22 protein-coding genes are annotated in these 23,128 nt (G+C 62.9%); 6 read left to right on the top strand and 16 right to left on the bottom strand.

Annotation, left to right across the window (positions count from 1 at the left end; genetic code table 11):
* Positions 1-66 precede the first annotated feature (66 nt).
* Positions 67-909, top strand: a complete 843-nt coding sequence (locus AB4Z19_RS07455) for a universal stress protein (RefSeq protein ID WP_442028184.1) — start codon at positions 67-69, stop codon at positions 907-909.
* A gap of 20 nt (positions 910-929) precedes the next feature.
* The gene (locus AB4Z19_RS07460; protein ID WP_442028186.1) at positions 930-1,772 is read left to right on the top strand and encodes a universal stress protein; all 843 of its coding nucleotides are present in this window, start codon (positions 930-932) and stop codon (positions 1,770-1,772) included.
* On the opposite strand, the gene AB4Z19_RS07465 is transcribed toward AB4Z19_RS07460, so the two are convergent.
* From AB4Z19_RS07465 to AB4Z19_RS07480, 4 genes are all read right to left on the bottom strand, one after another.
* Positions 1,740-2,444, bottom strand: a complete 705-nt coding sequence (locus AB4Z19_RS07465; RefSeq protein ID WP_442028187.1) for a potassium channel family protein — start codon at positions 2,442-2,444, stop codon at positions 1,740-1,742. The two genes, AB4Z19_RS07460 and AB4Z19_RS07465, sit on opposite strands and share 33 nt — an antisense overlap.
* On the bottom strand, positions 2,441-3,535 hold the full coding sequence (locus AB4Z19_RS07470) for a GGDEF domain-containing protein (protein ID WP_442034844.1): 1,095 nt from the start codon (positions 3,533-3,535) through the stop codon (positions 2,441-2,443). The genes AB4Z19_RS07465 and AB4Z19_RS07470 overlap by 4 nt, the downstream gene beginning before the upstream one ends.
* A 106-nt stretch (positions 3,536-3,641) precedes the next feature.
* Complete coding sequence (locus AB4Z19_RS07475) at positions 3,642-4,274, bottom strand: Vgb family protein (RefSeq protein ID WP_442034846.1); 633 nt, start codon at positions 4,272-4,274, stop codon at positions 3,642-3,644.
* Positions 4,275-4,307: 33 nt separating this feature from the next.
* The gene (locus AB4Z19_RS07480) at positions 4,308-5,528 is read right to left on the bottom strand and encodes a helix-turn-helix domain-containing protein (protein WP_442034848.1); all 1,221 of its coding nucleotides are present in this window, start codon (positions 5,526-5,528) and stop codon (positions 4,308-4,310) included.
* 82 nt (positions 5,529-5,610) lie between these two features.
* On the opposite strand from AB4Z19_RS07480, the gene AB4Z19_RS07485 reads away from it, so the two are divergent.
* The 4 genes from AB4Z19_RS07485 (at position 5,611) to AB4Z19_RS07500 (ending at position 11,480) form a co-directional block, all read left to right on the top strand.
* The gene (locus tag AB4Z19_RS07485) at positions 5,611-6,393 is read left to right on the top strand and encodes a DUF899 domain-containing protein (RefSeq protein WP_442034849.1); all 783 of its coding nucleotides are present in this window, start codon (positions 5,611-5,613) and stop codon (positions 6,391-6,393) included.
* Positions 6,371-6,625, top strand: coding sequence for a hypothetical protein (locus AB4Z19_RS07490; RefSeq protein WP_442034851.1), 255 nt, complete (start codon positions 6,371-6,373; stop codon positions 6,623-6,625). Before AB4Z19_RS07485 ends, AB4Z19_RS07490 begins: the two co-directional genes overlap by 23 nt.
* Positions 6,626-6,920: 295 nt before the next feature.
* Entirely contained in the window at positions 6,921-9,671 is a 2,751-nt protein-coding gene (locus AB4Z19_RS07495; RefSeq protein ID WP_442034853.1) for a GH39 family glycosyl hydrolase, read from the top strand.
* Between the two features lie 12 nt (positions 9,672-9,683).
* Positions 9,684-11,480, top strand: coding sequence for a thiamine pyrophosphate-requiring protein (locus AB4Z19_RS07500; RefSeq protein WP_442034855.1), 1,797 nt, complete (start codon positions 9,684-9,686; stop codon positions 11,478-11,480).
* Here the strand turns inward: AB4Z19_RS07500 and AB4Z19_RS07505 are convergent.
* Genes AB4Z19_RS07505 through AB4Z19_RS07560 form a run of 12 tightly spaced genes read right to left on the bottom strand, consistent with a single transcriptional unit; the run spans position 11,372 to position 23,102 of the window.
* A complete protein-coding gene (locus AB4Z19_RS07505; protein ID WP_442027069.1) occupies positions 11,372-11,941 on the bottom strand; it encodes a cytochrome C oxidase subunit IV family protein in 570 nt (189 codons plus the stop codon). The two genes, AB4Z19_RS07500 and AB4Z19_RS07505, sit on opposite strands and share 109 nt — an antisense overlap.
* Positions 11,934-12,536, bottom strand: a complete 603-nt coding sequence (locus AB4Z19_RS07510) for a cytochrome c oxidase subunit 3 (RefSeq protein ID WP_442027070.1) — start codon at positions 12,534-12,536, stop codon at positions 11,934-11,936. The genes AB4Z19_RS07505 and AB4Z19_RS07510 overlap by 8 nt, the downstream gene beginning before the upstream one ends.
* A complete protein-coding gene (gene ctaD, locus AB4Z19_RS07515) occupies positions 12,511-14,115 on the bottom strand; it encodes a cytochrome c oxidase subunit I (RefSeq protein WP_442034857.1) in 1,605 nt (534 codons plus the stop codon). Before ctaD ends, AB4Z19_RS07510 begins: the two co-directional genes overlap by 26 nt.
* A complete protein-coding gene (gene coxB, locus AB4Z19_RS07520) occupies positions 14,112-15,041 on the bottom strand; it encodes a cytochrome c oxidase subunit II (RefSeq protein WP_442027073.1) in 930 nt (309 codons plus the stop codon). The genes ctaD and coxB overlap by 4 nt, the downstream gene beginning before the upstream one ends.
* Positions 15,038-15,802 (bottom strand): SCO family protein, encoded by a 765-nt coding sequence (locus AB4Z19_RS07525; protein WP_442034859.1) that lies wholly within the window; start codon positions 15,800-15,802, stop codon positions 15,038-15,040. The genes coxB and AB4Z19_RS07525 overlap by 4 nt, the downstream gene beginning before the upstream one ends.
* Positions 15,799-16,140 (bottom strand): hypothetical protein, encoded by a 342-nt coding sequence (locus AB4Z19_RS07530; RefSeq protein ID WP_442027076.1) that lies wholly within the window; start codon positions 16,138-16,140, stop codon positions 15,799-15,801. The genes AB4Z19_RS07525 and AB4Z19_RS07530 overlap by 4 nt, the downstream gene beginning before the upstream one ends.
* The gene (locus AB4Z19_RS07535; RefSeq protein WP_442027077.1) at positions 16,133-17,161 is read right to left on the bottom strand and encodes a hypothetical protein; all 1,029 of its coding nucleotides are present in this window, start codon (positions 17,159-17,161) and stop codon (positions 16,133-16,135) included. The genes AB4Z19_RS07530 and AB4Z19_RS07535 overlap by 8 nt, the downstream gene beginning before the upstream one ends.
* Entirely contained in the window at positions 17,158-17,757 is a 600-nt protein-coding gene (locus AB4Z19_RS07540) for a c-type cytochrome (RefSeq protein WP_442034861.1), read from the bottom strand. Before AB4Z19_RS07540 ends, AB4Z19_RS07535 begins: the two co-directional genes overlap by 4 nt.
* Complete coding sequence (locus tag AB4Z19_RS07545; RefSeq protein ID WP_442034863.1) at positions 17,754-18,275, bottom strand: DUF3341 domain-containing protein; 522 nt, start codon at positions 18,273-18,275, stop codon at positions 17,754-17,756. Before AB4Z19_RS07545 ends, AB4Z19_RS07540 begins: the two co-directional genes overlap by 4 nt.
* Complete coding sequence (nrfD, locus tag AB4Z19_RS07550; RefSeq protein WP_442025719.1) at positions 18,272-19,645, bottom strand: NrfD/PsrC family molybdoenzyme membrane anchor subunit; 1,374 nt, start codon at positions 19,643-19,645, stop codon at positions 18,272-18,274. The genes AB4Z19_RS07545 and nrfD overlap by 4 nt, the downstream gene beginning before the upstream one ends.
* The gene (locus tag AB4Z19_RS07555) at positions 19,642-22,464 is read right to left on the bottom strand and encodes a 4Fe-4S dicluster domain-containing protein (RefSeq protein WP_442034865.1); all 2,823 of its coding nucleotides are present in this window, start codon (positions 22,462-22,464) and stop codon (positions 19,642-19,644) included. Before AB4Z19_RS07555 ends, nrfD begins: the two co-directional genes overlap by 4 nt.
* The gene (locus tag AB4Z19_RS07560) at positions 22,452-23,102 is read right to left on the bottom strand and encodes a cytochrome c3 family protein (RefSeq protein WP_442034867.1); all 651 of its coding nucleotides are present in this window, start codon (positions 23,100-23,102) and stop codon (positions 22,452-22,454) included. Before AB4Z19_RS07560 ends, AB4Z19_RS07555 begins: the two co-directional genes overlap by 13 nt.
* Between the last annotated feature and the right edge of the window lie 26 nt (positions 23,103-23,128).

The following is a 23,128-nucleotide window of genomic DNA, read 5'->3' on the forward strand; positions in this document are numbered from 1 at the left end:
GGTCATGGAATTCCCCCTTCCGTAAGCCGACACTGGGCAGGTGATATCTATCCGAAGGGGGCTGAGATGTCTTATAAAACTATCCTGGTGCATGCGGACGGTTCGCGTGGCCAGGCGCAACGCATCGAGCTGGCGGCGGCGCTGGCGGAGCAGGAAGAGGCGCATCTGGTTTGCGCCGCAATGACCGGCATTTCGCGCTACGTCTGCGGCTCGCCGGATGCGCTGGCGAATGGCATTGTGCGGCCGGATCTGATTGACCTGGTCCGGCGCAATGCACGAGAGACGCTGGATAACGCGGCCAGTAAACTAAGCCGCCTCGGCGTCGAGTCTTTTGAAACACGGCTGGTCGACGACGATGCCTACGGCGGCCTGCTGCTGCAATCCCGCTATGCCGATCTGGTCATCCTCGGCCAGGCTGACCGCGATGATCCGGCCACGGGCGCCCTGCTTCAGGATCTTCCCGAATACATCATGCTGAACGGCTGCCGGCCGGTGCTGGTGGTGCCATTCGCGGGACAGCTTGCGCCAATCAACGGCACCGCGATCGTGGCCTGGGATGGCAGCTTGCAGTCCGTGCGCGCCATTACCCAGGCCATTCCACTGCTGCGGCGCGCCCAGCGCATCATCGTTGCCCTGTTTGACCCGGTGGTCGGTCCGGATGAGCATGGCGAAAGCCCCGGCGCCGACATCGCGCTGTATCTGGCTCGCCACCGCATCAATGTGGACGTCATGCGCCAGCGCGCCTGTGGCGACACCGGCGAAGCCTTGCTCACCATGGCGGACCGCTTCCACGCCGGCCTGCTGGTCATGGGCGCCTACGGCCATTCACGCTTTCGTGAAATCGCGCTCGGCGGCGTCACGCGCACGGTGCTCAACACCATGACCTTGCCGGTTCTGCTCTCGCATTGAATTCACCAAAGGAGGTAGCCATGTCTTACCGTACGATTCTGGTCCATGTCGACAAATCCGCAAACGCACCAGCACGCATCAAGCTCGCCGCACGTTTGGCGCAGATGGAGGAGGCCCACCTGGTTGGCGCCGCAATGACCGGCATGCCGCGCTATATGTACGCGGGAAGCCCGTTCGATGTCAGCGGCGCGCTGGTCGCCGACTATCTGCGCTACGCATCCAAGCGCTCTGAAGAAGCGCTGGCCAAGTTCGAGGAAGTGGCGGCCAGCGCGGATATCCGTTCGCGTGAAAGCCGCCGCACCGAGGAGGATGAATATTCCGGCCTATGCCTGCAAGCGCGCTACGCCGATCTTCTGGTACTCGGCCAGACTAATCCCGACGATCACGGCGAAGCGGGTCTGCTGCTCGATCTACCCGAATACGTCATCCTCAATTCGGGCCGGCCGGTACTGATGGTGCCCTACGCCGGCGAATTCACCGACATCGGCAAGCGCTGCCTGGTCGCGTGGAATGGCAGCACGCAAGCTGCGCGCGCAGTCACCACGGCGATTCCCCTGCTGCGGCGCGCTTCAACAGTGACGGTTGCCGTGTTCGACGCAAAAGGCAGCGAGGAGGAGCACGGACAGGAACCGGGCGCTGACATCGCGCTGTACCTGGCGCGGCATGGCATTAACGTGGAAGTCGAATCAAGCCCTGCGCCGATCGATACGGGTAACGCCATCCTGTCGCTGGCCGCCAATATGGACGCCGACTTGCTGGTGATGGGTGCCTATGGCCACAGCCGCTTCCGCGAAATGATGCTGGGCGGCGCAACGCGCACTGTGCTGTCGTCAATGACCTTGCCTGTCCTGATGGCTCATTAATTCTGCACGCAACTCGGCAATCTCACGTAACAAAATGCGCATGTCGGCGTGCAGCTCGCGCCGCATGCGCTTTTCATCTTCGCCGACCATCAGCGCGGCGATGCTTGCCGTGACAAGCGACAGCAGGCCAAATCCCAAAATCACAATGAATACCGCCAGCACGCGCGAGGCGGGCGTTGAAGGAACGATGTCTCCATAGCCCACCGTCGCACCGGTTGTGAAGGCCAGCCAGAGGCCGTCTGCATAGCTATGCACCTGCGGCTCAAGCCAGTAGAATCCCCCGCCCGCAAGCGAGATGACGCCGAGCGACCAGGTGCAGATCAGGGCTGGCTGCCGCAGCGGCATGTAGCGCGCCGCAATCGTGACCAGGCGGGAAAATACAGCTGCGCAGTAGACCAGACGCAGAAACCACTCAAGCGGCGGCCAGGGCGGCTCGGACGGCCATGCGCCGGCGATCGTGGCCACGAACAGCATTCCGTCGAAAAGGCCACGCTTGCCGATACGCCGCGCGGGTTTGGCGGCCAGATGGATAGCTAGCAGCAGCGCAGCCACGCCATACAGCAGTTGCCCCGCATAGCGCGCGGCGCTGGCTGCCTCCAGCGAGAGATAGAACGCGGGGATGGTCGCCAGCAGCCCAACGAGTAGCAGTACGGGCATCGATAAATGCTTCATGCCAGCTCCACGCGGTTGCGGCCCTCATGCTTGGCGCGGTACAAGGCACAATCGGCAGCGTGCAGGAGCGACTTCCAGTCCGGACGCTGTTTGTCCAGCATGGCCACACCAATGCTGACGGTCCAGCAAATCGCGCCGTCAGCGCCATCTACCCTTGCCTTCTCGATGCAGCTGCGCAAACGCTCGGCGCATTGCAAGGCCTCCGCCTGGTCGGTTTCCGGCATGATGCAGACGAATTCCTCGCCGCCGATACGTCCGAAGTGATCGATCGCCCGCAACTCCCGCATGCAGACTTCAGCCAGCGAAACGATCACGCTGTCGCCAACCGCATGGCCGTGGCAATCGTTGATGCATTTGAAGTGGTCGATATCGAGCATGGCCACCGCCAGCGGACGTCCATGGCGCCGGGCCAGAGCGACCGCCCGCTCGGCCAGCTCGAACAGGTAGCCCCGGTTGAACGCGCCGGTTAAGCTGTCGCGCCGCGCGGACTTCAACAGCTGCCCTTCCAGTTCTACCGTTTGCGCCGCAAATGAGCGGATGACGTACATCAGCATCAGCGCAACGGCGATGGCGAAGAAATACAGCATCAACTGGTTGACCGCATCCTGCCAAGGCATGCGCGCCGCGGTGAGCACCGCCAGCAGCGCGCTGGGCACCGCGATGATGCCCAGGAAGTCACGCAAGCGCAAGGTCATGACTGCAACCACGAAGACGCACGAGGTGATGCCAGACAGGCCGTAGAGAAAACCGTCCTGAAGAACGTATTCCGCGATAATCAGCGCGCTGGCATGGGTCAGATACAGAATGCCGCAGCGGTACAGCGGCGCCATGAAGGCGCTGGACGGCAGCCAGGCAAAGGCGCCTATCGCCACCAGCAGGCCGCGTATTCCTAATGCGGCGCCGGCGTTGCCCGCGTCGCGCCAGAAATCCCAGGCGCTGAACAGCAAAATGGCGAGACTGAAAAGCGGACCCAGCACCGGCAGCAGATACAGCAGCTGCCGGACGTGGCGGCTCTCCAGCTCCTGGCTTATCTCATCGGACGCCGCGAACCTGACGGCCCGCAGGCCGAGAGCCAATGGGTTTGCAGCCATGATATCTCCGCAAGTGGTGGCGAACAGCAAGCTTCAATGTAACTGGCAAAGCCGCCACCGTCACCGGGGATATTTGACTCAGGTCAAGTTAGCACCGTAAATTGACTCAGCCTGGACGACGAATCGCGCGGATCTTGCCGGTGCCGCCACCGCCGCAGAAGAATCGGTCCTTGCCATCCGATTCCAGGCCGGAAACATTCACCCCGGCCGGCATATCGATGTATTCCAGTACCTCGCCAGTGCCCGGGTCGATGCGGCGCACGTCGCTCTTGTCGCCTTCCCAGGTGCCGTGCCAAAGCTCGCCGTCCACCCAGGTCACGCCCGTGACAAACCGGTTGGATTCAATGGTCCGCAGCACTTCGCCCGTCTGCGGATCGACCTGGCGAATCTTGCGGGCGCGGTGCTCGCCCACCCATAATGTGCCATCGGCCCAGGCCAGGCCGGAGTCGCCGCCCTTGCCCGGCGCGGGAATCGAAGACAGCACCTGGCCGTTCTTCGGATCGATCTTCAGGATCTTGTCTTCGGCGATCTGGAACAGATAACGCCCATCGAAAGCCGTGCCGGCATGCGCTGCGACATCGATCGACTGCACCACTTCACCGCCTTGAGGATCGAAGGCCATCAGCCCACCGCCAGCCGCAAACCAGACGTTCTCACCGTCGAAAGTCACGCCACCAACGCTTTCCGCGTCCGGATATGGACCATATTCGCGCAGAATCTCAGCTTTGGAATGTTTCATGTCTCGCCCCTTTGTTTGTTTGACGTGCCCATCCTACCCGGCTGGCAGCGAAGCTGGGAGTAACAAGGTTGACGGGAATCCCGGTACCGAAGGAATGGTCCAGCGCCGCGCCGGACCACGTCCGTAAGCATGCACCTTGCCTTCGGCGGCCAGAGTTTCCAGCGCCCGCTGCACGGTGCGCGGACTGGCGCCGGTCGCAATCGCCAGCGCAGAACTCGACCAGGACTCGCCATCGGCCAGGAAGCCCATTAATTCGCCTTGATGATCGTCGGACGGAGGCGCCAGCACGGCGATTTTCCGGTCACCGGACGGCGCCAGCACGAAGCCGTCTCTGGTTGCAGTGATTTCTGCAAATCCGGCAATCTCGCTGCGCAGGCGGCCAATCTCCACGCGCAGGCGCACGCGCTGCGATTCGTCCGCATCCTTGGCGCGAAATGCCTTGGCCACCAGCGCAGCACGCGATACGTCGCCGGGCCAGGCTTCAGCCAGCATTCGGGCGAGCGTGAACAGGACCGGGCGCGTGGTGAGCGGCACCAGCACATAGCCGGCGCGGATCGCATGGCGGCAGGCATCCACCACCACGCTGCCGGAGCCAAGCAATGCTTCCACCTCCTGCAATCGCAGGAAGCACTGCTCACCGACGGAAATCAGACGCGCAGCCGGTGCCTCCAATACGTGCGCCACGCTGTCGACCTCCGCCAGCAGGCTCGCTATACCGGATTGCTGCGCTGCCTCGCGAGCGCGTTCCAGCGCCGCGCGGGCCGGACCGGAATGCAGCCGGCGAATGGCAATGCCCGCAGCGGCCAGTTCGAAGGAAGTGCGCAACGGCGGTGGCAACTGCGATGCATCGACCGTACCAAGCAGGCGTTCCGCTTCGTCCAGCTGGCCGATCAGGAGCGCGCGGCGCGCTTCGATGTGCAGCGCGTGGGCAGCGTTCATATGGTCCCCGTGCGCTTCCAGAGCAGCGCGCGCGGCAGCCAGTGCCTTCGGCGGCCAGGCCAGGTCGCGCGACACGAGCGCGATTTCCGCTTCCGCCACGATGCAGCGCGCGCGGGACACCGCTTCCTTTGATCCGAATGCGCGCCCGGCCTGCTTCAGCAGCTCCTTGGCGCGCGGCAGATCGCCCAGCTGCGCCATAGCGATGCCACGCAGGGCCAGCGCCGGGGCGTCGCCACGTAGGGCCACACGCTTCAATGCTCCCAGCAGGTCGCCGGTCGCCAGTGCACGCGCCGCGGCGGCGATCATCGAGTCCACAAAAATCCCGTCAACATTGTCACTCCCAGTGTTCCCTTGTGTGGTTCTAGTATGCAAATACTACTTTAAAAGGAGAATCAAGATGCACAAGACCGGAACTCGCCAACAATGGCTCGACGCTCGCCTTCAGCTGCTGGCTGCGGAGAAGGAACTCACGCACCGCAGCGACGCCGTGGCACAGCAACGACAGCAACTACCCTGGGTGCGGATCGACAAGGAATACCGCTTCGATACGCCCCAAGGCAGCGTCACGCTGGCCGACCTGTTCAAGGGCCGCTCGCAGCTGCTGATCTATCACTTCATGTACGGCCCTGACTTTAAGGCCGGCTGCCCATCCTGCTCTTCGATTGCCGACGGCTTCAACGGCATCGTGGTGCACCTGGAGAATCACGATGTCGCGTTCTCCGCCGTGTCCCGCGCGCCGATTGACAAGCTGATGGCTTTCCGAGAACGCATGGGCTGGTCCTTCGACTGGGCGTCGTCGTTCACTAGTGATTTCAACAGCGACTTCAACGTGTGGTTCAGCGAAGAGCAGCAGCGCGAAGGCGGCATCGAGTACAACTACCGGCGCGAACCGCCCGCCAACAACACCCAGCAAAACACACTGGAGTGGCGCGGCGACAGCGATACCCCAGTCGGGCTGATGGCTGGCATGACGGGCACCGACATCGCTACCTTCACGCGTGATCGCCCCGGCGTGAGCGCGTTCGTGATGGAGAACGGCGAGATCTATCACACCTACTCCGGCTATGCACGCGGGGTGGATGGATTGTGGGGCATGTACCAATGGCTCGACCGCGCGCCGAAAGGCCGCAACGAGCAAGGCGTGTGGTGGCGTCACCATGATCGTTATGATCAGGCATAACTACCTCGTTCAAGGCAACGGCGGGGACAGGCTGGCCAGATGGCTAAGCCTGGCCGCCGCGCCAACCTTCGTCGGCATGGCGCTTCTTAGCGTCTTGTCCGGCGAGGCGAACATGATCTGCTCCGCCAGCCGCTTCCTGCCGGTGGACGGCATGACGGCGATGTACGGCCTGATGGCGATCTTCCATCTGTCTCCCTGGATCAAGCTCCTTCAGTGCAGATCCGCGTTGTAAGGTGGCAAATGGAGAGAATTGCGTCGGGGCCGCAGACGCCGCAATTTGCAGTCGGCCACCTCGACGAAGAACGCACACATGCCGAAGCCTCGTACAACGCCTTGCTCCGCATAAGGCAGTCGGGAGCGACTGACAGCTTTCGCATCGAAACGATGCCGGGGAATCTGCCGAAATTTACCGGCAACCAGGAAGGCTAAGCAAACGCGGAGCGTGCGCGCCTGTTCGGCGCGAACGGCCATAATGCGGTCATCGAAGACCTGCGCAATACAGTGCGGCAGGTCCTGGAGGAATTTTGATGACCGTTCAGTTCCGCTGCGATCTGTCGGCGCAGCCTGTGCCTTTGGTTCATTCGTGGGAGGCTTGTATCGGCAGCGGCCGGGCCACGCTTGCCCTGCGTGCGGACTGGCAAGACCAGTTGCAGCGCGTGCGTGAGGAACTTGGCATGCGCCAGGTGCGCTTTCACAGCATGCTGGACGACGACATGGGCACACTGTTCTGCTACCAGGATCAGCCGCGCTACGATTTCTACAACATCGAAAGCTTCTTCGATTTTCTGCTCGACATCGGGATGCGTCCCTTTGTGGAGCTGAGCTTCATGCCCCGCATGCTGGCGTCCGGCGACACCACGGTGTTTGCCGGCAAGGGCAATGTCACGGCACCACGCGACATGCGCGCGTGGCAAACCTTGCTCCAAAACCTGGTGCGGCATCTCATCAATCGCTACGGCGCAGAGGAAGTCCGGCGGTGGCAGTTTGAAGTCTGGAATGAACCGAACCAGCCTCAGTTCTGGCCCGCTGGGCAGGAAGCCTATTTCCAGCTGTTCGACGCCAGCTACGAAGCGCTCAAGCAAGTTGACCCGCAACTCATCGTCGGCGGCCCGGCAACATCGAAGAACGCATGGATTCCCGAGTTCATAGAACACTGCCGCAAATCCTGTCACCTGCCGGATTTCATCAGCACTCACCACTACCCGGCCGATGCCGTCGGCAACGCATACAGCGACGCTAATTCGCAACTGGTCAACACCTCACGCAGCGTGTTGCGCGATCAAGCCACGATAGCGCGCGGGCAGGCCGGCCGGCTGCCGCTGCATTACACGGAATGGAAGGTCTCTTCCGATGCACGCGATCCATTGAATGACGAGCCGTTTTCGGCAGCGCTCATCGTCAAATCCGTGCTGGAAGTCGCAAACCTTGCCGATACCTGCAGCTACTGTACTTTCAGCGATATCTCTGCCGAGAACCACTTCCCGAACCGGCCCTTTCACGGCGGTTTCGGGCTGCTGAACCGGTACGGTATTCCCAAGCCATCCTACCGCGCCTTCCAGTTGCTGCATCGGGCCGGCACCGAACTGCTGCCGGTGGGCGGACACCACGAAACAGTCGACGTCTGGGTCACGCGCGCGCCGGACTGCCTGTGCATCTTTGTCACCAACTGCGCCATGCCGCAGCATCCAATCACCACCGAAACGGTCCACCTCACGCTCGGCGCGGCGCCGGACATCCAGACTGCCATGGTGACGCGCATCGACGCCCTGCACGGCTACGCGCGTCCAGCGTGGGAAGCGATGGGCCGTCCCGATTGCCTTAGCCGCGAACAATGCAACGCGCTGGAAGACGGCTCAGCGCTGAAACGCGAGACACTGCCGCTACGCCTTGAAAACGGCGCCACGCTCATTGAACTCAGTATGCCGCCGCAAAGTGTTGCCCTCATTGAGCTGCCGTGGACCAAAGGCGCAAGCCGCGATGAGGACAGCATGCTGGAGGAAATCGAGCGTGAAACGTGGGACTACTTCCTGCACGAATATTGCTCCGATAACGGCCTGGTGGCAGATTCCACGCGCCCTGGTTCACCGTGCAGCGTGGCGGTGACGGGCATGGCCCTGTCCTGCTATCCCGTCGCGGTAGAACGTGGCTACTGCACACGCGCGGAAGCCGTCAAGCGCACGCTCACCGTCCTGCGTTTCTTCCGGGATAGCGAACAAAGCGATTCGCCGGAAGCCACTGGCCATCACGGTTTCTACTACCACTTCCTCGATATGCGCAGCGGCCGCCGTACCTGGGACTGCGAGCTGTCCACCATCGACACCGCCTTGCTCGTCGCCGGCATGCTGACCGCAGCACAATATTTCGATGGCGACGATCCAGCTGAAGCCGAAATACGTTTGCTGGCCGACATGCTGTATCACCGCATCGACTGTCCCTGGGCACTGAACGGCTGCCCGGCCCTGAGCCACGGCTGGATGCCCGACCGCACAGGCTTTCTGCCTTATCGATGGCAGGGTTACAGCGAAGCCCTGCTGCTCTACATTCTGGGCCTGGGTTCGCCCACGCATCCCTTACCGTCGGAGTCGTATATCGCCTGGTGCGAAAGCTATCTGTGGAAAGAGATCTACGGCCGCGAAGTGCTGTATGGCGGACCGCTGTTCATGCACCAGCTATCGCATTGCTGGCTCGATCTGCGCGGCATACGGGACCACGCCATGCGCACTCACAACAGCGACTACTTCGAGAACAGCCGCCGCGCCACCCAGATCCAGCAGGAATACGCGCTGCGTAATCCCTTACGCATGAAAACCTACAGCGCCCTGTGCTGGGGCATCAGTGCCGGCGAAGGGCCAGGCATGAAAGAGCAAAAGGTAAACGGCATCGACCGCCAGTTTTACGGCTATGTGGCACGCGGGGCGCCGTTTGGCCCGGACGACGGCACCATGCTGCCGGCTGCGGTCGCCGCCTCGCTGCCCTTCGCACCGGAGCTGGTGCTGCCTTCGCTGGCCCATTTCATTGATTCGATCGATCTCAAGTCCAGCGACCGCTATGGCTTCAAGACTTCATTCAACGCCGAGTTCTGCGTACCGGGAGCGTCACAGACCAATCCCTGGGGCTGGGTCTCGGAATGGCACTACGGACTGAATCAGGGACCGATTGTGCTCATGCTGGAAAACTACCGCACTGGCCTGATCTGGCGCCTTATGCGCCGCTGTCCCTACGTTGTTGAAGGGCTGCGGCGTGCAGGCTTCACCGGCGGCTGGCTGGAACAAACCTGAACGGAGTATGACATGACGACAGTAAGCGATTTCATGATCTCCCGCCTTGCCGAATGGGGCGTGCGGCGAATCTACGGCTATCCGGGCGATGGCATCAACGGCATCATCGGCGCACTGGGACGCAGCAAGGACGGCATCGCCTTCGTCCAGGCCCGGCATGAGGAACTGGCGGCCTTCATGGCCTGCGCCCACGCCAAATTCAGCGGCGAAGTAGGCGTCTGCCTTGCTACTTCCGGCCCCGGCGCCATCCATCTGTTGAACGGCCTGTATGACGCCAAGATGGACCACCAGCCGGTAGTGGCCATCGTCGGCCAGCAAAGCCGCATGTCGCTGGGTGGTGACTATCAGCAGGAAGTGGATCTGCTGTCCCTGTTCAAGGACGTGGCCAATGAATTCGTCCACATGGCCACCCATCCCGCGCAAATGCGCCACCTGATCGACCGCGCCATGCGCATCGCCCGCGAACGGCGCACCGTGACCTGCATCATCGTGCCCAACGATTTGCAGGAAGCCGATGCGGTCGAAACCCCGCCACGCATCCACGGCACCGTGCACACTGGCATAGGCTACACCGCACACGCACTGGCGCCGCCGACCAGTGAACTGGAACGGGCCGCGGCCATCCTCAATGAAGGCAGCAAGGTGGCGATACTGGCCGGCGCCGGCGCCCTGCAGGCCACCGATGAAGTGATCGCCGTGGCCGAAACACTCGGCGCCGGCATCGCCAAGGCCTTGCTCGGTAAAGCGTGTGTGCCGGACGACCTGCCCTATGTCACCGGCAGCATTGGCCTGCTGGGCACCAAGGCCAGCTGGGACATGATGAACGACTGCGACACGCTGCTGATGATCGGCACAGCCTTCCCCTATTCCGAATTCCTGCCCAAGGAAGGCAAGGCGCGGGCGGTACAGATCGACATTGATGGACGCATGCTGAACCTGCGCTATCCGGTCGAGGTAGGCCTTGTTGGTGATAGCGCCGCCACGCTCCAGGCTCTGTTGCCGCTGTTGCAGCAGAAGACAGACACCGGCTGGCGCCAGCACATCGAAGAGCAGGTGGCGCGCTGGTGGCGCGTTCTGGAAGGCCGCGCCATGAACGAGGCAAAGCCCATCAACCCTCAACGCGTGTTCTGGGAACTGTCGCCACGCCTGCCGGATAACTGCATTCTCACCTGCGATTCCGGCAGCGGCGCCGGATGGTATGCGCGTGACCTGAAAATCCGGCGCGGCATGCATGCCTCGCTGTCGGGCGGTCTGGCCACTATGGGCAGCGCTGTGCCGTATGCCCTGGCCGCGAAATACGCCAATCCGGACCGCCATGTGATCGCCATCGCGGGCGACGGCGCCATGCAGATGAACGGCATCAACGGGCTGATTACCATGGCCCGCATCTGGCGCGAATGGGGCAATGGCAAACTGACTGTCCTGGTGCTGAATAACGGCGACCTGAATATGGTGACGTGGGAGCAGCGCGTGACGGCCGGTGATCCACGCTTCATCCCATCGCAAGCCCTGCCCGATTTCCCTTATGCGAAATATGCCGAGATGCTGGGACTGCGCGGCTTGCGCGTGGACCGGCCCGAGGACATCGCCTCTGCATGGGACCAGGCCCTGTCCTCCGATGTGCCCACGCTGGTGGAAATGGTCACCGACCCAAACGTTCCGCCGCTACCGCCGCACGTATCGGCCAAGCAGACCATGGCTTATGTGCGTGCCATGCTTGGCGGCGACAAGGATGCGATGGCTGTCATCTCCGCCTCCGCCAAGGAAATCTGGGAGGGACTATTCCCGCCGGGCGGCAAGTCGTCATGACCAGCGCCGGCCGGCCGGAAGCTGATCTGCGCGCCGCCGCCCCCGCCACCTTGCTCTTCGCGGACGGATACAGTTGCCGCGAACAAGTGCCGCAAGCTACCGGCCGCATGCCCCTGCGCCTTGCCGAGGTAGTGGCCATGGGCCGCCGTGCCGGATAAACGCTTCGGCGGTTCCTGCCACGGCGATCGCCACAGTACCCGCGTTCCGTAATCCGCAGCGCTCAAACCAAGCAGGATCAGCAGAATCGCCAGGCCCGTGACCGCGGCAATCCGTACCAGACCATCGCGCATCTTCAGCTCCATGAAGAACCACGCGACAAGCAAGGCCTTGGCTGCCGCGATCAGCAGATTCAGTGCGCTGTTCCATCCCCCCAGGTCCAGCCATGCGCTGCCTGCCGTCAGCGCGAGCAGCACGATCAGCGCAAGCCAGATCCATAGAATTCTGCGCAGCTCATCAGCCATAGCCGCCTCGCCCGTTCAGGTACAGCAAGGGATACAGGAAAATCCACACCAGGTCCACGAAGTGCCAGTAAAGTCCCGCCAACTCAACATGCGCGGGAGACGCCAGTTCGGAGCGCAGCGCAAGCATGGCACAGGCAGCGCAGCCTATGGTAAGGTGCACCGCGTGCAGGCCAGTGAGGCCAAAATACAGGAAAAAGTACAATCGGACGCCCGCCGCATGCTCCTGGTCCAGACCCGGCATCAAGCCTTCCGACCACTCCGCGTGGTACTCCACGCCTTTGATCGCCAGGAAGATCGCGCCCAGCGCCGCGGTGCTCCATAGCAGCCACCGGGCAGCCGCATGGCCGTGCTGGCGCAGTCCAACGGCTGCTGCCATCGTTGCGCTGCTGGATAACAGCACTGCGGTATTGATCGTCCCCAGCGCGAAGTCGGTCAACCGGCTGGCGGCCACGAACTCCTGCGGCATATGCACGCGTCCATACAAATACCCGAACAGTAGCGGCGCGAAAAACAGCAGCTCGCTGGAGAGGAATACCCACCAGCCGAAGCGAGCTGCGCGCACTTGCTGCTCAGGGCTGCTGAACGCGGTAGGCATAGGGCGGCTCACTCACGCTTGGCTGCGTGTCGAAGTTATGCGGCACAGGCGGCGAATCCGTCTGCCATTCAAGCCCGGTCGCGCTCCAGGGGTTGCTCTCGGCCCGCTTCCCATACAGCAGCGACCAGGCCAGATAGACCAGTGGCAGCAAATAGCCGATCGCCAGCACAACGGCGCCTGCCGACGACAACACATTCAGCAGCTCAAACTTCGCGGGATACGTATGATAACGGCGCGGCATGCCCTGCACACCCAGCAGAAATTGCGGGAAGAAGGTGAGATTGAAGCCGGCGAAAATCATCACTGCCGCCACCCTGCCCCACATTTCAGGGTACATTCTGCCGCTCATCTTCGGCCACCAGAAGTGCAACCCACCCATGTACGCTGTTACCGCGCCGCCTACCATGATGTAATGGAAGTGCGCGACGACGAAATACGTGTCGGTCAGATGCACATCCAATGCCAAAGACGCCAGGAACAAGCCGGTCAAGCCACCAATCGTGAACAGGCCGACAAAACCGAGCGCGTACAGCATCGGCGCATCGAACCGGATCGAGCCCTTGTACAGCGTCGCCGTCCAGTTGAAGACTTTGATCGCCGATGGAATCGCAACGAGAAAACTTAGCAGCGAAAAGACAATCCCCGCATACACCGACTGGCCGCTGACGAACATGTGGTGGCCCCAGACGAGGAAGCCGATCGCTGCGATGGCCAGGATCGCGTAAGCCATAAAGCGGTAACCGAAAACCGGGCGATGTGCGAAGCACGGAATTATCTCGCTGACCACACCCATCGCAGGCAGCACCATGATGTACACCGCCGGATGGGAGTAGAACCAGAACAGATGCTGGAACAACAGCGGATCGCCGCCCACCGCCGGATCGAATATCCCGACATGCAGCAGGCGCTCGGCGGCCACCAGCAGCAGCGTCATGGCCAGTATCGGCGTTGCCAGCACCAGAATCAGGCTCGTGGCATAGATCGCCCATACGAACAGCGGCAGCCGGAACCAGCCCAGGCCTGGCGCGCGCAGGGTGTGCACGGTGACGATGAAATTAATCCCCGTCATCACCGACGAAATACCAGCCACAAACACGCCTGCAAGCACCAGGATCACATGGCCGTTGCTGAACATGGTCGACAACGGCGTGTAGAAGGTCCATCCCGTATCAACGCCACCCGCGATCAACGAGGCCAGGGTCAGCACACCACCCGCCACGAATACATACCAGCTGGCGAGGTTCAGCCGTGGAAACGCCAGATCGCGCGCGCCGATCATCAGGGGAATAAGAAAATTGCCGAGTACAGAGGGAATGGAAGGAATCAGGAATAGCCAGACCATGATGACGCCATGCGCCGTGAACAGCTTGTTATACGTGTCGTGCGACACCAGCGTTCCGGCGGGATTGGCCAGCGTGGCGCGAATTACAGCTGCGGCGGCGCCGCCAAGGAAGAAGAAGGCTGTGATGGTCAGCATGTACAGCACCGCAATGCGCTTGTGATCCTGCGTCAGCAACCACGAGCGCAAGGTGTCGCCAGCGGCGAGGTAATTTGCTTCGTTGGTCACGGGCGCGTTCATTGCAGGTTCCGTATGTATTCAAGAATTGCCAGCAAATCCTGTTCGGACAACTGGCCAGCGTAGCTCGGCATGATCGGCCCGTAGCCGGCAACGATGTCCTTGCGCGGCTGCAGAATCGCGTCACGCACATAGTTTTCGTCGGCGTAGACGTGGCGCCCGTCGGCCAGAGCGACGTCGGCGCCCAGCAAACCAACGAGCGATGGCGCACGCGATCCGGCGCCGTGGCAACCGCTGCATCCATGCCGCCGGAACAGGGCTTCGCCCTGCTTGTCCAGCGCGCCTGGCGAAGTTCCTGAAGCAAGCCAGACGGCGAATGCGGCGGGCGGCATCACCACCACTTCGCCGCGCATTACCGAGTGCTCGGTGCCGCAGTATTCAGCGCAGTAAAGATCATAGGTTCCGGCTTGCACAGGCGTGAACGAGAGCGCCGTGTAGCGGCCCGGTACCAGATCCTGTTTGACGCGGAAGGCGGGCACGAAGAAGCTGTGAATCACGTCCTGAGATGTCATCAAGAGGCGCACGGGACGGCCCATCGGCAGATGCAGCTGGTTGATTTCGCGCCGTCCGTTGCTGTGCTCCAGCGTCCACATCCACTGTTTGGCGACGACGAAAACAGGCATGGCATCTTCCGGCGCCTGGTTCTGGCGCATATAGTCGTAGGCGGCCCAGGCACATAGGGCAATGAACAGTAGTAGAGGCGTGACTGTCCAGAATACTTCGAGCGCTGTAAATTTGCGCGGGACGTGGTCCCGATTCACCTTCGCGCTGCTGCGATAGCGCACGCAGAACACGATGATCAGTATGCAGACCGCCAGTGCCATGGCGCCGCACAAGCCAAGCAGCGATACGAACAGGATGTCCACGCGGCCGGCGTTGGCGGATGCGGCAGGCGGCAACCAGCCGGGAGCGGCCATGCCCGCGCTCACTGCGTCCTCCCGTGTCCGAGACGCCAGACCAGCATCGCGACGGCCACCGCGGCTGCAAGCGCAACGCCACGCATGGCCAGCAGCGCGGCGCCGCCGTGCCCCGTGACCGGATCGAGTCGTGCACACAGCAGCCGTACCTGCTCCACCAATTCACCCGTTGCGCCGCCTTGCGCACGCGCCAGCGCATCGCGCAATGCCTTGCCTTGATAGTGCAAACCCAGGAAGTAACGCGAAATCCGTCCCTCCGGGGTTACCAGAATGAAGCCTGCCGGGTGTTCGTATAGGCCTTGGGCCGCATTGTAGCGATAGCCGAAGCCTGCAGCACGCGCGACTGCCGCCACCGCGATTGCATCGCCCGTCAGCAGCGTCAGGCGCTCACCGTCCACGCCCATTGCGTTGCGAAGCGCACGCTGGCGCGGCACCACTTCGCGCGGCCCCTCTGTCGGGTCGATGCTCACGCCAACCAGCCGATATTTACTCGCACCGCTTTGCAATGCAGATTGCAGCGCATCGTCATAAACCAGGCTGCACAGATTCCGGCAGCGGTAGTAGCCCAGTACAAGCAGCACCGGCGCACCGCCAAAATAGTCGCCCAACCGCACCGCCCGTCCCTGCACGTCGCGCAGAACGGTCTGCAACGGCAGCTGAGCGCCCAACCGCTGTGCAAACTCCGGCGCTTCTGCCGCCTGCCCCGCAGCGGGGAGCGCGAACATGGTCAACGCGAGGCAAAGGGACGCCACGGCTTGCGACGGCAAACTCATTTTCGCTCCTTCTCTCGGGCTGCGGCGTCCCGCGCGATCAGTAGCATCTTGGCCTGCTCCAACGGAATCCGTGCGACACCCGGCTCACCCGGAACCCAGCCCCACTGCTCGCGCGCGTGTTTCTGGCGTCCTTTGAATGCCAGCTCATTCGGCTGCGGTGAAGTCTCCAGCACTGGTCCGTGCACGGCAATCGCCGGCGGTGCATTCGGCCCGTTGGGGCGCCAGTGGCTCCAGCCCAGCCAGGCCAATGCAACTGCGGCCAGCAGTGCGCCCAGCAAGCACAGCGCCATGAGTAGCACGCTCTTTGGCCGTACGCCCGGATCGGTGACTTCAGACATGCCTCACCCTCTTCCAGACATAAGGCATGCAGGCCAGCGCACATACCGTCAGCACAGCCAAAGGAAGCGCGAACAGCCAGTGCGTGGCCGGCCCATGCAGCGACGGCAGCACCAGCCAGCAGGTGTGGACGAGGACCATGACAAGCAGCCAGACCGCCAGCCTGCGCATGGCAGCGATATTGCGCTTCACCTTGCGCAGCAGGAGCAGCATCAGCGGCAACCCGAACATGCCCAAGGCCAGCAGCCAGTTCACCGCCAGCCACGGCTCCTGTGAGCGCGACAGATACCAGATAATCTCGTGCGGCAGATTGGCCGACCAGATGATCAGAAACTGAACGTATTCCAGATAGGCCCAGGTGAACACATACATCAGCAGCAGATTCCCCCAATCGGCCAGCAGCTGCGGAACGCCGGGCGTCACAATCAGGATCGCCAGCGCCATCCCGCCCAGCATTTGCACTACGCCGCACACCAGTCCGAAAATGCTCGAATACCATTGCGGCATGAGCGACATGATCCAGTCCGAGGCGGCCATGCTCACACTGAGCCCATATGCAATGAGTGCCGCCGCCGCGAAACCCTGGCGCCTTGACACGGCTGGCTGGCGAGTCAGCCAGGCCAGCGCAGACCATAGCAGCAGATAGCCGGCCGCGCGGCCGATGAAGAAGGCAGGGCTAAGCCAGATGCGTTTGAATGTCGGCAGAGCGACGCCCGCATCCCAGTTGCCTGCCGTCGCCCACGGATACAGGAAATGCAGCCCACCCAACACCGGTAGGAATAGCAAAGCCGCCAGCGGCACCGACGCCGCCAGCGCATGTGCAGGCGCGCGCAGCGGGCCGCCCCAGGCGCCGCCGCTCAGCGTGTGCAGCCAGACATTCGCAAGCAAGCCGAGACAAAGGCTCATCCAGCACCACCAGGCGACCAGATAGCAGGCCAGGAAGGCGCGCGGATCGAGCCACCAACCGAGGAGCGCGGCCGGAACGGCAATGAGCGGCGCGAGGCGCATCAGATTGAAGTTCATTGCGGCGCCTCCTGCCTCGGCAGCTGCGCACGCACCCGGTCCGGCAAGCCTGCTGCTTCGGCATGCTGGCTCAGTTGCAGCGCACGCAGGAAGGCCACGACGGCCCAGCGGTCTGAAGGCTCGATCTTGTCCGCGAACGGATACATGATCCCGTAGCCATCGCTGATCACCTCATACAAATGCCGGTCGCTCGCACTGCGCAGAGTCGCTGCTGAAATCGGCTGCGGCGCCGGGAAGCCACGCTGCACCACGCGCCCATCGCCGTTGCCGACCGCGCCATGACACGGCAGGCAGTAAATGTCATAACGCTCCTGGCCACGCGCCAACAAGGCCGCATCAACCACATACGGCAGCGTGCGCGCCATGGCGGCATCACGTTCGGACCGCGTTAAATCCTCACCCAGCCGCCCGCTGCTACTGCCCGCGAACGGACCACGCGCCGAAGCCATGATCCCGGCAGGAGGAACCCGCGCCGAGCCACCGTCAGAGAACAGCGTACTTGCCGCCATTGGCTTGTATTTCGGCTGGTCGTACATATCCTGCCGCGCCTTTTCGCACCCGGCCAGAAGCAGCAGCAAATAGACGGCGCGCTTCATTGCGGCACCTCGCAGACCAGCATGGCGTTCGTGTCTTCCAGCAGCTTGCGGCCATCCGCGAGCTCAGGACCGCGCAGCACCAGGTAAAAACGGTTGCGCGTCGCTAAATCAAAGGCGGGGACCGAAAAAAGCGGATGCACCAGACGCGGCAGCCCATTCTGGACCAGCATCGCCAGCACCGTGCCAATGGCAGCACCGAGAATCGTCAACTCGAAGGTAATCGGCAGAAAGGCTGGCCAGCTGTCCAAAGGGCGCCCGCCGATATTCAGCGGATACGACACCACCGCCGAGTACCATTGCATGAAGTAGGCGCCAAGGCCGCCGATCACGCCACCCGCCAGCGTCCACGGCGCCACATGATCGGGAGGCGCGCCCAGCGCTTCAGCCAGGCCATCGACCGTAAAGGGCGCATAGGCATCAACACTTACCCACCCGGCCGCCCTCACCTGCTTCACGGCCGCCAGCAAGCCCTCGGCCGTCGGATACTCGGCCAGCAGGCCGTACAGCGGCGCGCTCACGCTTCCTCCTTGATCAGATGACGCATCTCGCTCATCGAAATCGCGGGCAGCACGCGCACGAACACCAGGAACAGCCAGGCGAACATCGCAATGGACCCAAACAAGGTAATCCAGTCCCAGATCGTGGGATAGAACATGCCCCAGGCCGACGGCATAAAATCGCGGTGCAGGCTGGACACCACGATCAGGAAGCGTTCCATCCACATTCCCACATTGACCAGAATGCTGGCCGCGAACAGCAGCAAAACATGGTGCCGCGCTTTACGCCACCAGAACAGCTGCGGCGTGAGCAGGTTCAGGGCCATCATCGACCAGTACACCGGCGCATAGGGGCCGGTCCAGCGATTGATGGTCATCGCGGCTTCGAATCTATCGCCGCTGTAGAATGCGGTAAAGATCTCGCTGGCGTAGCCGTAAGCAACCAGCCAGCTGGTTGCCAGCAGCACTTTGGCCGCGTTGGCAAGATGTTTTTCGGTGATGAAATCTTCCAGCGCGAAGGCCCGGCGCAAGGGAATTGCCAGTGTCAGCGTCATGGCGAAACCCGAATACAGCGCACCCGCGACGAAATAAGGCGGAAAGACCGTCGAGTGATAGCCCGGCGTGTTGCCGACTGCGAAATCGAGCGACACTACGGTATGCACCGACACCACCAGCGGAGTCGCCAGTCCGGCCAGCAGCAGATACGCGCTTTCGTAGCGCGCCCAATGCCGCGCTTCGCCGCGCCAGCCCAGGGCGAAGAAGCCGTATATCAGCTGCCGGGCGCGCCGCACGGGAGCGGCGCCGGCCCTGTCGCGCAGGGTGGCAAGATCCGGAATCAGCCCGACATACCAGAACAGCAGCGATACCAGCAGATAAGTGCTGATGGCGAACAGATCCCACACCAAAGGGCTGCGCCATTGCGGCCACAGATTCATGATGTCCGGGTACGGGACCAGCCAGTAGAAGAACCACGGCCGTCCCAGATGCAGTATCGGAAACACCCCCGCTATCGAGGCCGCGAACAGGGTCATCGCCTCGGCAAACCGGTTGATCGAGGTGCGCCAGCGCTGGCGCAGCAAGAGCAGCACGGCCGAAATGAAGGTGCCCGCGTGACCAATGCCGATCCACCATACGAAATTCCCGATCGCGAATCCCCATGCCACCGGAATATCCACGCCCCAGATGCCAATGCCTTTCCAGAACAGCCAGCAGATCGCTCCGAAGAACATCAGCATGCCTGCAAACGTGAACAGAAAACCGCTCCACCAACGCCAGCCCGCCTGCCGCGCCAGGACCTCGTCCGCGATCTTGTCCGAAATGCTGGCATAGCTCCAGCCGGGACCCAGCAACTCGGAGCCGGGCGATTGCGGTGGGGAGGACGGCGTGTTCATGCGAGCCCCCCGTCGACATTGCGCACCCGTGCCGCATAGCTAGTGCGTGGACGTGTATTCAGCTCGCCCAGCAAGGCGTAATTCAGCGGCGAGGCTTTGGCGCGGTTCACGGCACTCGCTGGATCATTCAGGTCGCCGAACACGATCGCGTTAGCCGGACAGACCGCCTGGCACGCCGTCACCACCTCACCATCGCGTAACGGCCGGCCTAGCTGCTCGGCGTCCAGTCGCGCACTGGTGATCCGCTGAAGGCAGTAATTGCACTTCTCCATCACGCCGCGGCGCCGCACGGTCACCTCGGGATTCTGGCGCGCCGCGTCGGCCGCTCCATTGCTTGCGTACTGAAGAAAATTGAAGCGCCGCACCTTGTACGGGCAGTTGTTCGAACAAAAGCGCGTGCCGACGCAGCGGTTATACACCTGTACATTGATGCCCTCCGAATCGTGCTGGGTGGCGCCAACCGGGCATACGGCTTCGCATGGCGCGTCTTCGCAGTGCATGCACGGCACGGGCTGGAAGATGCCGCCGCCATCGGTATAGCGGTCCACGCGTATCCAGTGCATGATGCGGCCGCGCCGCACTTCCTCTTTGCCGACCACCGGAATATTGTTCTCGGCCTGGCATGCCACCGAACAAGCGCCGCAACCGATGCAGGCGTTCAGATCGATTGCCATGCCCCATTTGTACGATTCGTAGGCGAATTGCGGATACAGCGTTCCGGACTTCTCCTTGTCGGCGGCGAAGTGCGGATTGCGCCGGAATTCCGCCACCGTCCCGCTGCGCGCCAGTTCGCGGCCTTCCATTTCCGTGACCTTTTGCGGAACGGCGAAATTGTGATGGCGGCCTGTCGGCGTCACGGTCAGCCACGCGGGGCCGCCGGAACGCGGACGCAGCGGATAAGCATCGAAACCGACGCCATTGCCTACAGCACCGGCCGCGCGTCGGCCATAACCCAGCGGCACGGTCAGGCATCCTTCGGCGTGGCCATGATGGACCCATACCGGCCCTTCCACCGCGCGCTCATCCCCGCCGAGGCGCACGATGTCGCCGCTCGCCAGGCCCAGACCCCGCGCTGTCGCTGGGCCAATCAGAACGGCGTTGTCCCAGGTGATGCCGGTGATCGGTGATGGCAGTTCCTGCAGCCAGCCATTGTTCGCCAATTCACCGGCACCAATCGCCGCCCCCGAGCAGAACACGGCAGGCAGCGCATGCCGCGCCAGAGGAGGGTCAGGCGGCAACGGCAAGACCGACAGCGCCGGCAGCGACATCGCACTGGCGGCACTGCCATCGATCACGCCTTGCTGCAGCGCGCCAGCCCAGAACGCATCGAAACCCCCATCGCCGCGCAAGCGCCGCCATGTGCGCTGAACCAGCGCCTGCCCCGGCAGCCCCGCTTCTCCGTTGAACCATGCCAGCACCGAATGCACCGAACGGCCACCATACAGCGGGTCGATCACCGGCTGTACGATGCCCGCCGTGCCATCGGGGACACGCACATCGCTCCAGTGCTCAAAGTTGTGCGCGGCGGGAATATGCCATGTGCTGACGCGCGCTGTCTCGTCGCGGTACAGGCCGAGGTGAACGGAACAGGGAACGCGGCGCAGCGCCTGCGCAAATTTAAGCGCACCCGGAGCGTCGTAGACAGGATTCACTTCCGCCATCAGCAGGGTTTCGACTGCGCCCGTCTGGATGTCCGCCACCAGAGAAGCCATCGATGCGGCATGCGATTCCGGACGTGCTTCGACTGGCGCAATGGGCTGTAGGGTGCGGCCCATATTCCCAAGCTTTGCGTTCAAGGCCAGGATAATGGCCCGCGCTTCCGGTCCAAGTGCACCGCCGCCCACGACCAGACTTGTGCCGCGATGGCGCTCCAGTGCGCCGATCAGGGCATGCTCCCAACGCGACACTGCGCCGTCAGCCGTGCTGGCCGGTGCGCCGCAGACCTCAAAATGGGCGCCGATACGGGCTACCATGGCCTCGATCCGGCACGGGGCCAGCGCCAGTCGATGATCGGCAGCGATGCCCGTCAGCGATGGACAGGCTTCGACCGCATACAGGCGGCGCGCAAATTTCGGATCGATGGCGCTGCGGCCCCGCACAAACTCGCGCACACATGCCACGCTGGCGCTTCCATGGCCAAGGAAGTCGGCATCAAAACTCACGATCACTTCAGCTTGCGCGGGCTTCAGCACGAAGTCGACCGGACGGCCAAACGCCAGCCGCGCGGCGGCCAGTCCAGCGTCATCGTGCAGCGGATCGTGCTGGTGCCAGCGTGCGGCCGGATACCGGACCAGCAACTGCTCCAGTTGCGCGGCCAGCGTTGGCGAGGTGACTGTGCCGGTCAGAATGCGCAGCCCAGCGCCACCATTCTCCTGCCATGCCGCGCGGCGTGGCGCCAGCGCCTGCTCCAGCATCGTCCAGTCGGATACCTCGCCGGCACGCATGACCAGCTGCGAGCGTTCCGGGTCCCACAGTTGCAGGATCATCGCCTGCGTCTGCGCATCCGTGGCGCCAAAGCTGGCAGGATGATGGGGATTGCCTTCGACCTTGATCGGCCGCCCCATTTCGTTCTTGACCAGCACCCCGGCGCCGTAGCCGTTGCGTACCACGCTGGTCGCATAATACACAGGCTGCCCCGGCACGGACTGCTCCGGAGCGCGCACATAAGGCAGAATCGGTTCCGCCGGCGGCCCGCTGCATCCGGCGCCGGCCAGCGCTGCTGACGCCGCCATCAGCTTGAGCACCCGCCGGCGGCCCTCGAAGTCCGCTTCAGCGTGAATGGGAATGCGTCGGTAGGCGGCCATGATCAGCGATGGCATGTCGAACAATCGGTCAGCCGGCGCTGGCTGTTGATGTGCAGAAGACGCTGCAGGCGCTGCTGCTCTTCGGCCGTCAACGGCGCGCCGGGCTCCATGGCAAACACGCGGTTGAGCGGGCCGATATGATGCGTATCGCTGCGATGGCAGGCCAAGCACCACTGCATATCCAGCGTGGCCTCGCGCTTCATGAGCGGCATCTGATCGACACGGCCGTGGCAGCTCAGGCACGCCACGCCCTTCGCAATGTGGATGCGATGGTCGAAGTACACGAAGTCCGGCAGGTCGTGCACGCGCGTCCAGCGCAGCGGCTTGCCCGACGCCGCGCTGGCGTGCAGCGGCGCGAACACCGGTTCATTGCGGAATAGCTGAGAATGGCAAGTCAGGCAGGTCTGGCTGGAAGGCAGTCCGGCAAAGGAAGAACGCTCCACACTGTTGTGGCAGAAGCGGCAATCAATGCCATCGTCGCCGACGTGGTGCTTGTGGCTGAAGGGAATGGGCTGCGGCACCGGCTCATTCAGCGCGGAAGCCGGGGTAATGGCCCAGCGCAGCAGAATCGTCACGCCAATCAGCAGGCCAACGGCCAGCAAGGCGCCAGCCTTAAGCAGCAAAACAGTGTGGGGACGAAACGCTTGCGGCATGGGATACCTGTGGGCGGCATAGCGGC

It is taken from the genome of Pseudoduganella sp. RAF19, assembly GCF_052114165.1.
Lineage (GTDB): Bacteria > Pseudomonadota > Gammaproteobacteria > Burkholderiales > Burkholderiaceae_D > Rugamonas.

Bases quoted from the DNA above. Each gene is read 5' to 3' on its own strand.
- AB4Z19_RS07490 (WP_442034851.1), top strand. From the start codon at position 6,371: ATGATCGTTATGATCAGGCATAACTACCTCGTTCAAGGCAACGGCGGG.
- AB4Z19_RS07530 (WP_442027076.1), bottom strand. From the start codon at position 16,140: ATGTCTGAAGTCACCGATCCGGGCGTACGGCCAAAGAGCGTGCTACTC.
- ctaD (WP_442034857.1), bottom strand. From the start codon at position 14,115: ATGAACGCGCCCGTGACCAACGAAGCAAATTACCTCGCCGCTGGCGAC.
- AB4Z19_RS07535 (WP_442027077.1), bottom strand. From the start codon at position 17,161: ATGAACTTCAATCTGATGCGCCTCGCGCCGCTCATTGCCGTTCCGGCC.
- AB4Z19_RS07540 (WP_442034861.1), bottom strand. From the start codon at position 17,757: ATGAAGCGCGCCGTCTATTTGCTGCTGCTTCTGGCCGGGTGCGAAAAG.
- nrfD (WP_442025719.1), bottom strand. From the start codon at position 19,645: ATGAACACGCCGTCCTCCCCACCGCAATCGCCCGGCTCCGAGTTGCTG.
- AB4Z19_RS07460 (WP_442028186.1), top strand. From the start codon at position 930: ATGTCTTACCGTACGATTCTGGTCCATGTCGACAAATCCGCAAACGCA.
- AB4Z19_RS07485 (WP_442034849.1), top strand. From the start codon at position 5,611: ATGCACAAGACCGGAACTCGCCAACAATGGCTCGACGCTCGCCTTCAG.
- AB4Z19_RS07505 (WP_442027069.1), bottom strand. From the start codon at position 11,941: ATGGCTGATGAGCTGCGCAGAATTCTATGGATCTGGCTTGCGCTGATC.
- AB4Z19_RS07475 (WP_442034846.1), bottom strand. From the start codon at position 4,274: ATGAAACATTCCAAAGCTGAGATTCTGCGCGAATATGGTCCATATCCG.
- AB4Z19_RS07470 (WP_442034844.1), bottom strand. From the start codon at position 3,535: ATGGCTGCAAACCCATTGGCTCTCGGCCTGCGGGCCGTCAGGTTCGCG.
- AB4Z19_RS07465 (WP_442028187.1), bottom strand. From the start codon at position 2,444: ATGAAGCATTTATCGATGCCCGTACTGCTACTCGTTGGGCTGCTGGCG.
- AB4Z19_RS07510 (WP_442027070.1), bottom strand. From the start codon at position 12,536: ATGCCTACCGCGTTCAGCAGCCCTGAGCAGCAAGTGCGCGCAGCTCGC.
- AB4Z19_RS07525 (WP_442034859.1), bottom strand. From the start codon at position 15,802: ATGAGTTTGCCGTCGCAAGCCGTGGCGTCCCTTTGCCTCGCGTTGACC.
- AB4Z19_RS07555 (WP_442034865.1), bottom strand. From the start codon at position 22,464: ATGCCATCGCTGATCATGGCCGCCTACCGACGCATTCCCATTCACGCT.
- AB4Z19_RS07495 (WP_442034853.1), top strand. From the start codon at position 6,921: ATGACCGTTCAGTTCCGCTGCGATCTGTCGGCGCAGCCTGTGCCTTTG.
- AB4Z19_RS07500 (WP_442034855.1), top strand. From the start codon at position 9,684: ATGACGACAGTAAGCGATTTCATGATCTCCCGCCTTGCCGAATGGGGC.
- AB4Z19_RS07455 (WP_442028184.1), top strand. From the start codon at position 67: ATGTCTTATAAAACTATCCTGGTGCATGCGGACGGTTCGCGTGGCCAG.
- AB4Z19_RS07560 (WP_442034867.1), bottom strand. From the start codon at position 23,102: ATGCCGCAAGCGTTTCGTCCCCACACTGTTTTGCTGCTTAAGGCTGGC.